This window comes from Brevundimonas lenta (genome assembly GCF_014196335.1).
GTDB lineage: Bacteria > Pseudomonadota > Alphaproteobacteria > Caulobacterales > Caulobacteraceae > Brevundimonas > Brevundimonas lenta.
Map to the genome: position 1 here is coordinate 714,434 of NZ_JACIDM010000001.1, position 12,724 is coordinate 727,157.

The 12,724-nt window shown below is 67.8% G+C and carries 12 protein-coding genes; 2 read left to right on the top strand and 10 right to left on the bottom strand.

Features of this window, described 5'->3' with window-relative positions:
• The first annotated feature begins 34 nt into the window (after positions 1 to 34).
• Positions 35 to 1,339, top strand: coding sequence for a UDP-glucose dehydrogenase family protein (locus GGR12_RS03660; RefSeq protein ID WP_183202990.1), 1,305 nt, complete (start codon positions 35 to 37; stop codon positions 1,337 to 1,339).
• A gap of 1 nt (position 1,340) precedes the next feature.
• Here GGR12_RS03660 and GGR12_RS03665 read toward each other — a convergent pair whose 3' ends face one another.
• Positions 1,341 to 1,511 (bottom strand): hypothetical protein, encoded by a 171-nt coding sequence (locus GGR12_RS03665; RefSeq protein ID WP_183202992.1) that lies wholly within the window; start codon positions 1,509 to 1,511, stop codon positions 1,341 to 1,343.
• 194 nt (positions 1,512 to 1,705) lie between these two features.
• Positions 1,706 to 2,380 (bottom strand): YiaD family glycine zipper/OmpA-like lipoprotein, encoded by a 675-nt coding sequence (locus tag GGR12_RS03670; protein WP_183202994.1) that lies wholly within the window; start codon positions 2,378 to 2,380, stop codon positions 1,706 to 1,708.
• A 238-nt stretch (positions 2,381 to 2,618) separates the two neighbouring features.
• Between GGR12_RS03670 and GGR12_RS03675 the strand changes: the two genes are divergently transcribed.
• Complete coding sequence (locus GGR12_RS03675; RefSeq protein WP_183203746.1) at positions 2,619 to 3,530, top strand: isopenicillin N synthase family dioxygenase; 912 nt, start codon at positions 2,619 to 2,621, stop codon at positions 3,528 to 3,530.
• Positions 3,531 to 3,664: 134 nt separating this feature from the next.
• On the opposite strand, the gene GGR12_RS03680 is transcribed toward GGR12_RS03675, so the two are convergent.
• From GGR12_RS03680 to GGR12_RS03715, 8 genes are all read right to left on the bottom strand, one after another.
• Positions 3,665 to 5,590 carry a TadE/TadG family type IV pilus assembly protein gene (locus tag GGR12_RS03680; protein ID WP_183202996.1) on the bottom strand — a complete coding sequence of 642 codons (1,926 nt, stop codon included), beginning with the start codon at positions 5,588 to 5,590 and terminating at the stop codon, positions 3,665 to 3,667.
• Positions 5,591 to 5,734: 144 nt separating this feature from the next.
• Positions 5,735 to 7,603 (bottom strand): M2 family metallopeptidase, encoded by a 1,869-nt coding sequence (locus tag GGR12_RS03685; protein WP_183202998.1) that lies wholly within the window; start codon positions 7,601 to 7,603, stop codon positions 5,735 to 5,737.
• 81 nt (positions 7,604 to 7,684) lie between these two features.
• Positions 7,685 to 8,395: a monofunctional biosynthetic peptidoglycan transglycosylase gene (gene mtgA / locus GGR12_RS03690; RefSeq protein ID WP_183202999.1), complete on the bottom strand. Its 711-nt coding sequence runs from the start codon at positions 8,393 to 8,395 to the stop codon at positions 7,685 to 7,687.
• 40 nt (positions 8,396 to 8,435) lie between these two features.
• Positions 8,436 to 9,401 (bottom strand): WD40 repeat domain-containing protein, encoded by a 966-nt coding sequence (locus GGR12_RS03695; RefSeq protein WP_183203001.1) that lies wholly within the window; start codon positions 9,399 to 9,401, stop codon positions 8,436 to 8,438.
• Positions 9,398 to 9,616 carry a DUF2093 domain-containing protein gene (locus tag GGR12_RS03700; RefSeq protein WP_183203003.1) on the bottom strand — a complete coding sequence of 73 codons (219 nt, stop codon included), beginning with the start codon at positions 9,614 to 9,616 and terminating at the stop codon, positions 9,398 to 9,400. Before GGR12_RS03700 ends, GGR12_RS03695 begins: the two co-directional genes overlap by 4 nt.
• Positions 9,613 to 10,707, bottom strand: a complete 1,095-nt coding sequence (locus GGR12_RS03705; RefSeq protein ID WP_183203005.1) for a CobW family GTP-binding protein — start codon at positions 10,705 to 10,707, stop codon at positions 9,613 to 9,615. Before GGR12_RS03705 ends, GGR12_RS03700 begins: the two co-directional genes overlap by 4 nt.
• A gap of 262 nt (positions 10,708 to 10,969) precedes the next feature.
• Positions 10,970 to 11,929, bottom strand: coding sequence for a cation diffusion facilitator family transporter (locus tag GGR12_RS03710; RefSeq protein ID WP_183203007.1), 960 nt, complete (start codon positions 11,927 to 11,929; stop codon positions 10,970 to 10,972).
• An 81-nt stretch (positions 11,930 to 12,010) separates the two neighbouring features.
• Positions 12,011 to 12,670 (bottom strand): hypothetical protein, encoded by a 660-nt coding sequence (locus GGR12_RS03715; RefSeq protein ID WP_183203010.1) that lies wholly within the window; start codon positions 12,668 to 12,670, stop codon positions 12,011 to 12,013.
• Positions 12,671 to 12,724: the final 54 nt, after the last annotated feature.

The window sequence follows — 12,724 nt, forward strand, 5'->3', positions numbered from 1 at the left end:
TATCTCCGGGCCCACAGTCGAAAGGGGCGCCCGCATGCGCGTAGCGATGATCGGAACCGGCTATGTGGGCCTGGTGTCAGGGGCCTGTTTCGCCGACTTCGGCCATGAGGTGACCTGCGTCGACAAGGATCCGTCCAAGATCGAGCGGCTGGAGCGGGGCGAGATCCCGATCTTCGAGCCCGGTCTGGAGGATCTGGTGGCGTCCAACGTCCGCGGCGGCCGGTTGAGCTTCGCCCTGGACGGCGCCGAGGCGATCCGCACCGCTGACGCCGTATTCATCGCCGTGGGTACGCCGTCGCGCCGCGGCGACGGCCACGCCGACCTGTCCTACGTCCATGCCGCCGCCGAGGAAATCGCCGGGCTGATCGAGGGCTTCACCGTCGTGGTGACCAAGTCGACCGTGCCCGTGGGCACCGGCGACGAGATCGAACGGATCATCCGCGAACGCCGCCCGGACGCCGATTTCGCGGTCGTGTCCAACCCCGAGTTCCTGCGCGAGGGCGCGGCGATCGAGGACTTCAAACGACCGGACCGCGTCGTGGTCGGCACCGAGGACGCGCGCGCCCAGGAGGTGATGCGCGAGCTGTACCGCCCGCTGAATCTGAACGAGACGCCGATCCTGTTCACGGGGCGCCGGACGTCCGAGCTGATCAAATATGCGGCCAACGCCTTCCTGGCGATGAAGATCACCTTCATCAACGAGATGGCGGACCTGTGCGAGAACGTCGGCGCCGACGTGCAGCAGGTCGCGCGGGGCATCGGCCTGGACAAGCGGATCGGCTCGAAATTCCTGCATGCGGGTCCCGGCTACGGCGGGTCCTGCTTCCCGAAGGACACCCTGGCCCTGGTGCGGACGGCGACCGACGCCGGCGCGCCGGTGCGGCTGATCGAGACCACGGTGCAGATCAACGACGATCGCAAGAAGGCGATGGCGGCGCGGGTCGCCAAGGCGCTGGGCGGTGATCTGAAGGGCAAGACGGTCGCCCTGCTGGGCCTGACCTTCAAGCCGAACACCGACGACATGCGCGATGCGCCGTCGCTGGACGTGGCCCCGGCCCTGATGGCCATGGGCGCGACGGTGCAGGCGTTCGATCCGGAAGGTATGCACGAAGCCGCCCGGATGCTGGACGGCGTGGTGTTCCGTGACGGCCCCTATGACGCGGTCGAGGGCGCGGATGCGGTGGTGATCCTGACGGAGTGGGATCAGTTCCGGGCGCTGGATCTGGACCGGGTGAAGCTGCTGCTGAAGCAGCCGGTGATGGTCGATCTGCGCAACGTCTACCGCCCGGACGACATGCGGGCCCGCGGCTTCCGCTACAGCTCGATCGGGCGCGCCTGACCTAGCGGGAGACGGCCTGGATCAGTTCAGGCGTCGCGGCGCGGGCGGTGTTGCGGTCCGGCAGCAGGGACCGGCCGGCGCCGATGACCAGCGTCGCCGTGACGATCGCCGAAACTGCGGCGATGGCGGCGAGACGCAGCCCGTCGGTGAATTCCTGATGGTCCGGACGCACGCAAATCCCCCGAGTCGAACGGCAGCCTTTCCAGCATCTGGTTAACAGGACTTCAAGTCACGGAACGGTGTGCAGCCAGGAAAAAGGGCGGAGCCGCGCGGCCCCGCCCTTTCTTGTCAGTGCGCTAACGCTCGCGACGCGGTCGCTTGCTGCTTGAGCGCGGTTGGCGCGCGGGCGCCTTACGCTTGCGCGCGTCAGCCGCGGAAGGGGCGGATGACGATCTCGACGCGGCGGTTCTGGGCCTTGCCGGCGGCGGTGTCGTTCGAGGCGATGGGCGCGGATTCGCCCTTGCCGTCGACGTACAGGCGATCCGGCAGGACGTTGTGGCCGACCAGATACTGGGCGACGGACGAGGCGCGCTGGCGCGAGAGGTTGAGGTTGTAGGCGTCCGCGCCGTCGGCGTCGGCGTGACCGATGATGTCGACGGTCGACTGGTCATAGCGGGCCAGGATGGCGGAGACGTCGTCCAGCGTCGCATAGAAGCGCGAGTTGATGCTCGACTGGTTGGTCGCGAAGGTCACGTCCGACGGCATGCGCAGGACGAGGTTGTCGCCCTGGCGCGCGACGCCGACGCCCGAGCCCGACAGCTCCGCTTCGAGTTCGCGCTGTTGACGGTCCATGTACTGGCCGACGGCCGCGCCGCCCAGGGCGCCGATGCCGGCGCCGATCAGGGCGTTCTTGCGACCCTGTTCGGAGTCAGAGGTGTTGGTCAGATAGCCGAGCAGGGCGCCGCCGACAGCGCCGGCGAGGGCGCCGGTGCCGGTGTTGTTGCGCTGCGGCGTCGAGCTGTAGGGGTCGGTGGTGGTGCAGGCGGCCGTGCCCAGGAGGGCGGTGATGCTGGCGGCGGTGACGAGCAGTTTGAGATTCATTGGGGGGAACGATCCTTCCACGGTGCGGACAGGCGCTGAAAACGCCGGCTTACTGTGACGGTTCCCGATGTACCCTGCATGAACGGCAAAGCCTGTTTCCGGTCAGGGCCGCCTCCGCTTTGCCAAGGTCGGGGTGCAGGGCGTATGGACATCGCCAGAACGACTACAAAAGGTTCCGTCCGTGAGCTCGACCCAGACTGCTGACACCCCTGCCCGCCGCGCCATCGAGCCGGTGTCGATGAAACTGTATGACGCCGACTTCCAGGCGTTCGCCGACAAGCTGGGCGCCTCGTTCAAGCGCTACGGGTTCGCCGTCATCGCCGACCACGGGCTGGATGAGACGGTGATCGAGGCCGCCATCGACGACTCCAAGGCCTTCTTCGCCCTGCCGGAGGACGTGAAGCGCCAGTATCACCAGCCGGGCACGGGCGGCGCGCGCGGCCTGACCCCGTTCGGCGTCGAGGCGGCCAAGGGCGCGGCCACCGTCGATCTGAAGGAGTTCTGGCACGTCGGCCGCGAGCTGCCGGAAGGCCACCCGTACCGCAAATACATGCGCGACAACGTCTGGCCGACCGAGGTCGAGGGCTTCCAGGAGCACCTGTACGGCATGTTCAGCGCGATGGACGCGCTGGGCGCCAAGGTGCTGCGCGCGATCGCCCGCTATCTGGAGCTGGGCGACGATTTCTTCGAGGACAAGGTTCAGCTGGGCAACAGCATCCTGCGGATGCTGCACTATCCGCCGGTGGCGGCTGGCGCGTCGGGCGTGCGCGCCGGGGCCCACGAGGACATCAATGTGATCACCCTGCTGCTGGGGGCCGAAGAGGCCGGGCTGCAGCTGAAGGACGCGGACGGCGAGTGGCTGGACATCGCCCCGCCGCCGGGCGCGCTGGTGGTCAACATCGGCGACATGCTGCAGCGCCTGACCAACCACGTGCTGCCGTCGACCAGCCACCGGGTGATCAATCCGACGCCGGAACGCGCCAGCTTCGCGCGTTACTCGACGCCCTTCTTTCTGCACTTCAACCCGGACTTCGTGATCGAGAGCCTGCCGTCGACGGTGACCCCGGAGAACCCGGACCGCTACGTCGGCAAGTCGATCATGGCCGAGGACTTCCTGACCGAACGTCTGAAGGAAATCCGGCTCATCTGAGTGGCGCTATCGCACCCCGCGGGGCGGGGTGCTGCTTGAGCGCGGTTGCGTACGCTATCGCAGGCGCCGCGGGCGCCTGCTGCTTGAGCGCCAGGAACGAAAGGGCGGGACGTCGATGACGTCCCGCCCTTCTTCTATTTCGAGATGCGCAGCTGGACGATGTCGCGGCCGATGGCGGCGAAGGCGTCCGAGAGGTCGGCGCCGCTGGCCGGCATGAAGAAATTGTCCCGCGAGCTGGCGCAGTCCTCGAGCAGGTCGGCGGCGTCGCCGTTGGCGTCGATCTGCAGGCCGACCGTGTAGATGATGACGCCTTTCAGCTTCATCGCCTCGCACATCTTGCGGCTCTGGGCGAAGGGATCCTCGTAGCGCGAGACGCCGTCCTCGGTGCAGTCGATCCTCTGCGCGGCGCTGGTGCCGGCGCCCCAGTTGTCCGGGATCACGCCCGAACAGTACGGAGTGTTGAACTCACCGTCGGTCATGATGACGACGGCCTTGAGCAACTTGGCCGGGTTGTAGTCGCCTGCCGAGCCCGACGGCCAGATAGAGTTGAACTCCGGCGACAGCATGTACCAGCCCCAGCCGATGCCGATCTGGCCCGCGGTCGAGCCTGACGAGACGAAATTGCCGATCCGGGTCTTGATAGTGGCGGCATCGCTGGACAGCGGCATGATCGTCGGGCCGAGGCCGCAGGCGCCGCCGCTCGTATTCGGATAATGGCGTCCCAGCCAGCGTCCGCCTGCGGGAGTTTTCTCGGTATAGGCGTCGGCGCCCGTGCGTTCGGTGATGCAGCCGCTGATCCGGTGGGCGACCAGGTCGCCCTCCATGTTCTCGAACGCCAGATACTCGCAGCCTACCTGAGCGCACCAGGCCCTGCCTCCGGAGGCGTAGGGCGTGATCGTCGAGCTCTCGGGCGGTTCGATCGTGAAGGTGGTGCTGGTGACGTTGCCGACCAGGAAGGGCTTGCCGTTGACGACGCTGGTCCCGCTGGAGTCGTTCAGGCCGCTGACGTTGGTGAAGTAGACGTAGTCGTTATTGGTCAGGGTGTGGCCAGCGGCCGTGACAATGACCGAGCAGTCGTTGTCCTGGCATCGCTGAACCTTGCCGGCCGAGCCCGAGTAGGAGCTGTAGCCGGTGCCGTCGACGCGCGTGCCGTCCAGCTTGTAGAGCTCGAAGGTGTTGGTCGTCCGGTTCTTGACGATGTAGGCTTTGTTGTTGATCTGGGTCATGCCGGTCGCGCCGCTGATCCAGACGACTTCGTTGTTGGCGAAGCCGTGGTTGTTCGAGGTGATCACCACGGGCCGGGCCCTGGTCGCGGCGGTGATCGTCTTCTGGGCCCCGACGACGTTCATGACCGCGCCGGTGACGTTCACGTAGGTGGCCGGATTGCCGCGGGTGGCGGTGAGGTAACTGCCCGGATTGATCACGAAGGAATACGGGACCAGCGCGACCTTGGAATAGTAGGGAGTCTGATTGGTCTGGATGACCTTGTCGACGAGGTCCTTCGCCGCCTTCTGCATGTCCTCCAGCCGGGTGCCGGTATCCATCGAGCCGGTGATGTCGAGCACCAGCGCCACCTCGACGTTCCGCGACGCGCGGTTCACCTCGGAATGCGAGCCGACCACGATGTAGTCGTCCATGAACTTGCCGTAGGGCGGCAGGAAGATGTTGGCGACGATGGCCTTCACATCGACCTTGGCGTTGGCGATGACGATGTCGTTGGGCGTGAGGACGAAGGTCGGCGGTTTGGACGTGCTGAGCTTGATGTTGGGATAGGCCGCGAGGTTGGCCTTCAGCGAAGCTTCGCCGACGCGCTGGATGTCGGCGGCCTTGGTGTAGGGCGAGCGGGCGGCGGCGAGGGCGGCGGCGTCGAGGGCGTCCTGCAGGTTCACGCGGACGGTCGAGGCGCGGTGGATGTCCACACCGCCGACGGCCATCAGGATGAGAACCGGCATGGTCAGGCCGAACAGCATGGCCACGTTGCCGCGCGTTTCCGACGCCAGCCGTCGCGAGAGGCGGGCGAACCCGCCGATGACGCCGCCGATCCAGTTTCCGGTATTCATCGCCCGCCCCGAATTGCCGCGCCGCGGACGCAGCTCGCCCACGGTCATTCCAGAAGAATGACGGAGTTCGGTTAAGGGAAGCTCCAACGGCGACGGTTAACCCGGCGGCAACCATCGCCGCCGGGCGCCGTCATTTCGAAGGGCTCAGGCGCCCCAGCCGCAGTCCTTGCCGCGGTTCTGTTCGGTCAGCCAGACGTTCAGCGGGGCGAAATAGTCGGCGACGGCGGAAGCGTCGTTGCCGTTCTCGCCGGTGAAGGCGGCCATCGCCTCGGGCCACGGGCGGGATTGGCCCATCTCCATCATGACGTTGAAGCGCTCGCCGACTTCCTTGTTGCCGTAGATCGAGCACCGGTGCAGCGGCCCGGTCCAGCCGGCCTGCTTGCAGGCCGCCCGGTGGAACTGGAACTGGTAGATGTGGGCCAGGAAGTAGCGGGTGTACGGGGTGTTGCCCGGGATGTGGTATTTGGCGCCCGGATCGAAGGCGTTCGCCGGCCGCGGTCCCGGCGGCACAAGGCCCTGATACTTCAGCATGTTGGCCGACCAGGCGTCGTTGTATTCGGCCGGCGCGGTTTCGCCGCTGAAGACGTCCCAGCGCCAGCGGTCGACCATCAGGCCGAACGGCAGGAAGGCGATCTTGTCGAGCGCCATCTTGAGCAGGAACGGAATGTCCTCCTCGTCGCCCGGCACGGTCTGCAGCAGGCCGATCTGGTTGAGGTAGGTGGGCGTCAGGGCCGACAGGCCGACGAAGTCGCCGATGGCCTCGTGGAAGCCGTCGTTCGCCCCGTTCTTGAACAGGAACGGCTGATCCTTGTAGGCGCGCTGGTAGTAGTTGTGACCCAGCTCGTGGTGGACGGTGTAGAAGTCGTCGCCGTTCACCTGGGTGCACATCTTGATGCGGATGTCCTCGAGGTTGTCGAGGTTCCAGGCCGAGGCGTGGCAGACGACCTCGCGGTCCTGCGGGCGGGTGATCATCGACCGTTCCCAGAAGGTCTGGGGCAGGGGATCGAGGCCCATCGAGACGTAGAAATTCTCGCCGGTCTTCACCATGCGGTTGGCGTCGTAGTTCTGCGACGTCAGCAGTTCGGTCAGGTCGTAGCTGCTCTCGCCGCCCGTGGTCGGGGCGACGACGTCGTAGATGTTGCCCCACTGCTGCGACCACATGTTGCCCAGCAGGTCGGCGCGGATCGGGCCGTGGTCGGGCTGGACCGCGTCGCCGTATTTGGCGTTCAGGCGGTTGCGCACATAGCAGTGCAGGTTCTCGTAGAAGGGCTTCACCTGCTCCCACAGGCGGTCGGTCTCGGCGGCGAAGGCGTCGGGATCCATGTCGTAGCCGGCGCGCCACATCGCGCCGGTGTCGGCGAAGCCGAGCTCGCGCGAGCCCTCGTTGGCGATCTCGACCATGCGGGCGTAGTCGGGGGCCATGACCGGCGAGATGGTGCGCCAGCCCTCGTACAGGGCCTTGGTCTCTTCCGGATTGCGGCTCTCGGCGATCAGGATGTTGGCGTCGTCGAGGGTGATCTGGCGGCCCTGGAAGTCGAACTTGCCGACGGAATAGGTCGAATCCAGACGGGTGGTGATCTCGGCCAGCTCCGCGGCGGCGCCGGGGCGGTTCGGGGCCGGCAGGACGATGCCGAGGCGCAGCAGGTTCAGCTTGCGGCGGACGTCGTCGGGCACCTGGACGTCATTGAAGCGCGCGGCGCCGTTGGCCAGCTCGACCTGGGTCTCGGTGTATTTGGCGTTGATCCGGCTCTCGAGCCACATGGTGTCGAAAGTGATGTTGGTCGCGCGCGTCCACTGGATGCGCGCCGCCTCTTCGTTGAGGGCGGCGAGGCGCGCTTCGGCGTCGGCGACAAAGGCGGTCGCGCCCTCTGCGGTGGCGGGGAAGGCGGGCGCGGCGGCGGCCTGTTCCGGCGCGGCGGCCTGGGCCTCGCTGTTCATGGCCATGCCGGCGCAGGCGGCCAGGCCGAGGCCGAGGGCGCAGACGGCGGCGGCCGTCATCAGGGAACGCTTCATGGGATCCTCCTCCTCGCGGCTTGCCGCCGCTTTTCTCCGGGCAAGGGACCGGAGCGGAGCCGTTCGGTCAAGCGGCGCCGCTTATCCCAGAACGCAGGTCGCTAGACCTTCGTTGCGCACCGTGCCCATGGCCGCCTGGATGCGCGAGGCGCGGCGGCGGACGTACGGACCGGGCGAGCCCGCCTTGTAGCGGCGCGGGGAGGGCAGGATGGCGATCAGGCGGGCAGCCTCGCGCGGGGTCAGCTCGTCGGCGCTCTTGCCGAACCAGTGCCGTGACGCGGCCTCGACGCCGTACACGCCGGGGCCCATCTCGGCGACGTTGAGATAGACCTCCATGATCCGCCGCTTGCTCCAGACCGTCTCGATCAGGACCGTGTAGCCGGCCTCCAGACCCTTGCGGATCCAGTCGCGGCCGGGCCAGAGGAAGACGTTCTTGGCGGTCTGCTGGCTGATGGTCGAGCCGCCGCGGACACGGCCGTTGCCGCGCTTTTCGTTGCGGGCGTTGGCCTCGAGCGCGCGCTCGATGGCCTTCATGTCGAAGCCGGCGTGGCGGCAGAAGGTGGAATCCTCGGCGGCGATGGCGGCCTCGACCAGGCGCGGCGACATGTCGTCCAGCGAGCGCCACTTGTAGGACAGACCCTCGCCGGCGAGGGCGCGGCTGGCCATCAGGAAGGTGATCGGCGGCGGGAAGATCGCATAGGCGGCGACGCCGCTCATGACCAGCAGGACAAGCGCCAGGAAGACGGTCAGCAGCGGCCGTCCGCGTTTCTTGATGGTCGCCCCCCCGCTCATGCGGTGATCCTGGCCCGGCGCGGGCCGCGTACGCAAGCCGTCACAGGTCGAAGACGCCGGCGTGACCGTCCTCGTCGGCCCAGGCGACGCGTTTCGCATCCTCGCTCATGGCCAGGACGGTGATGGCGGCGCCCTTTTCGGCCTTGAGGAAATTCAGCCCCTGACCCGCCGGATCGGCCAGCCAGACGCGGCCGTCGTTAAGGCCGGCGGCGAGCAGACCGTGCTTCGGACGCGAGGCGACGACGGAGACGAGGCTGCCCTCATCGAAGCCGATCTCGGTGGCTTCGCGGCCCATCGGGCCGTTGGAGCCGACGAAGGGCCACAGCACGGCGCCCTGGGCGCCCGAGGTGGCCATCAGCTGGCCGCCGGACAGGAAGCTGATGGCCTTCACCTTGGACGGATAGCCGCCCATGCGCAGGTTCTTCTGATCCTTGATCCGCCAGCCGTGCAGCTGGTTGTCCTGCATCGAGGTGACGACGAAGGCGCCGTCGGGCGAGAAGGCGACGCCGGTGTGCGAACCGGCCCACTTCAGCAGCGTCGGCTTCTGCTCCGCGATGCGGGCGAACCACAGGGCCGCGCCGCCGTAGGTCGAGGTCGCGATGCGGCGGCCCTTCGGCTCGAAGGCGACGCCGGAGACGGTGCGCTCGTGCTGGAAGTCGCGGCGGAAGGCGGCGTCCTTCGCGTCGATGACCGACAGGGTCTTGCCGGCCGAGAAGGCGATCAGGCCGCTGTCGGCCGAGGCGTCGATGGCGTCGATCCAGGCGCCCTTGGCGGTGGCCAGCAGACCGGCCTCGCCGCGGCGGTGCCAGATGACCCGGCCGTCGTCGCCGCCGGTGACCACGCCGTCGCCGGAGGGATGGACGGCGGCGCACAGCACGGCGCCGTCATGGGCGATGCTGAACTCGCCGCCCTCGAAACGCACCGCGCCGTCGCCGAGCGCGAAGACGGCGCCGGTCTTGTCGAACAGGGCGGCGGTGGGCTGGGCGTCGAAGTCGAAACGGATCATTCCGCGGCCTTGTGGGTCTCGACCCAGCGGCGGGTCATGAGTTCAGGCGAGGCGTATGCCTCCTGAAGCTCGACACTCCAATAGGTGAGACGGTCCAGCGGAATGGCCTTGTCGGAGACGGCGCAGCGGACGAAGTCGCCGGGGCTCAGAATGTCGACCTCGGGCGTGGCGTAGCGAACCACGGCCTCGCGCGGGGGTTGGGCCGGGGCGATCATGCTGCGCAGGCCTCGAACCCGGCCTTCAGGGCCGCCTCGTCGAGGTCGCGGCCGATGAAGACCGCGCGCGACCAGCGGCGCTCCTTGTCGCCCCACGGCTTCTGCAGGTCGCCCTCGAGGATCATGTGCACGGCCTGGAAGACCAGGCGGCGATCCTCGCCCTGGACATCGATGATGCCCTTGGCGCGCAGGATGTTCTGACCCTGCTCGCCGAGCAGCTTGTCCAGCCAGTGGGTGAATTTCTGGCCGTCCATCGGGCGGTCCAGCGACAGGGCGATGCCCTTGATGTCGTCCTCGTGCGCATGGCCGCGGGCGCCGTGGTGATGGTGCTCGTGATCATGGGCGTGATCGTGCCCGTGGTCGTGATCGTGGTGATCGTGGCCGCAGTGGTCGTCGTGGACGTGACCGTCGGCGCCGTGCGGCGGATTGACGAAGTCGGGGCGGACCTCGGTGATCCGCTCCAGATCGAAACCGTGCACGCCGAGGATCTGGTCCAGCGGCACGTCGGCCCGCTGGGCCCGGGTGATGGGGGCCAGCGGGTTAAGGCCGCGCAGGCGCGTCTCGACCGCGACCAGTTCGTCCTCGGTGACGAGGTCGGTCTTGTTGAGGATGATCTGGTCGGCGAAGGCGACCTGCTCGCGGGCCTCTTTCGAGTCGTCGAGGCGGGCCATGACGTGCTTGGCGTCGACCAGGGCGGTGACGCTGTCCAGCACGGTCTTCGCCTTGACCTCGTCGTCGACGAAGAAGGTCTGGGCCACCGGGCCGGGGTCGGCCAGGCCGGTGGTCTCGACGATAATGGCGTCGAAGGCGGGCTTGCCCGGGCGCTGGCGCTTCATCAGGCCGTTGACGACGCGGATCAGGTCGCCGCGTACGGTGCAGCAGACGCAGCCGTTGTTCATCTCGAACACGTCCTCGTCGGCGCCGACCACCAGGTCGTTGTCGATGCCGATCTCGCCGAACTCGTTGACGATGACGGCGTAACGCTTGCCGTGATCCTCGGTGAGGATGCGGTTCAGGAGGGTGGTCTTGCCCGCGCCGAGATAGCCGGTGAGGACGGTGACGGGGGTCTTGCCAGAGGCGGTGTCGGTCATGGCGCTCATCTAGGGGCGGCGGGCGCCGGGCGCCAGTGAGAACGGGTTTCGCGCCGTCAGGCGCCTTCGACCGTTGAGGTCGGCTGGTTCGTCACAAAGGACACGAAGAAGGCCACGAAGGACACGACGGGACCGGGGAGGTGGCAAGCGGTGCGCCTCGCTTCCGTCAAAGGAATGACGCGTGCCGCGTCGTGATCGTGCTCCGACCCCTTTGTGTTCTTCGTGCCCCCTTCGTGCTCTTCGTGATGAACCCTTCAGCGGCTCAGCACGCCGGGCAGTCAGGGAGGGCGCCGGTTTCCAGCTGCAGGGTGGTGTGGCCGATACGGAAGCGGGTGCGGGCGAGGCCCTGCGCCTCGGCCAGCAGGGCTTGGCCGTCGGCGCGGTCGTGCACCAGGTGGGCGGTGAGGGCGGTCTCGGTGGTCGACAGGCCCCAGATGTGCAGGTCGTGCACGGCCGTGACACCCGGCAGGTCGAGGAAGGCGGCGCGGACGGCGTCGACGTCCACCCCCCGCGGAGCGGCGTCCAGCGCCAGGTTCACCGAGTCCTTCAACAGCCCCCAGGTGCCGATCATGATGACGGCGACGATGACCAGGCTGACCAGCGGGTCGATGATCGCCCAGCCGCTGAACAGGATCACGCCGCCGGCGATGACGACGCCCAGCGAAACGGCCGCGTCGGCCATCATGTGCAGATAGGCCCCGCGGACGTTCAGGTCCTTGTGCTGGTCCTTCATGAACAGCAGGGCAGTGGCCAGGTTGATGACGAAGCCGATGCCGGCGACGACCATGATGGTGACGCTGCCGACCGGAGCCGGATCGTTCAGACGGCGGAACGCCTCGAAGGCGATGGCGCCGCAGGCGAAGATCAGAAGCAGGGCGTTGAACAGGGCGGCGAGGACGGTGGCCTTGCCGTAGCCGTAGGTCTTCTGCGAACCGCCGGCGCGACGGGCCAGCCAGGCGGCGCCGCCGGCCATGGCGAGGCCGAGGACGTCAGACAGGTTGTGGCCCGCGTCGGCCATCAGGGCGGTGGAGTCGCTGAGCACCCCGGCGGTGAATTCGACGCCGACGAAGGCCAGGTTGATGATCAGGCCCAGCGCGTAGCGCCAGTCGCCGGTGTCGACCGGGCCGTGATGGTGATGGCCGTGCGCGTGGCTGTGCCCATGACCATGATCGTGGTCATGGTGCGCGTGGTCGTGATGCGAATGGTCGTGCCCGTGGCCCATGTCAGCCTTCGTAGGAGCCGTGGCGGCGACGGTCAACGGCGGCGTGAGCTAACTGATTGATTGTAAATGTATAACCTATCGTCAGTGCTGATGCATGACGACCAGGAGTCCGATACAGATCAAGGCGATACCGAGGACGGCGCCTTCGTAGCGGGCCCAGCGCTCGAGGCGGAGGACCGACCAGCCGGCGCGGGCCAGCAGGGTGAAGACGGCCATGCCCGCGATGGTGCCGGCGGCGAAGGCGAGGGTGAGGACCCCGAGCACCATGGCGCCTTCGGCGGCCTGGGACAGATAGATCGGCAGCAGGACCTCGCCCGGGGAGATCGCCATCATGGCGACCAGACCCCAGAAGGCCGCGGCGTGGGATACGGCCGGCTCTGGCAATTCGATCTGCGGGCCGCCGGCCAGCTGGGGCCCGCGCAGGGTGGCGCGGGCGAGGTAGAAGGCGCCGAAGAGGAAGAGCAGGACCGCCGAGAGATGCGGCAGCAGGCCAGAGATCCACTGGTCCAGCGCCAGGCCGGCCATGACGATCAGGCCGCCGACCGCCGCGGTGGTGACGATGTGGGCCAGACCCGCTGCCGTCACGGCCCCGAGTACGCGCGGCAGGCTCCAGCGCTGGGCCCGTCCGACGAGGACGAAGGGCAGCCAGTGGGTCGGCAGGGCGGCGTGCAGGAAGGCTGTCACAAAGCCGGTGCCCAGCAGGGACAGCAGGAGGGGTTGCGCGAGATCGGACGGCGACATCGCCCGTTCTGTAGCGTGTTACTTTGTAACAGTCGAGCCCCCGTCGAGCGGGAT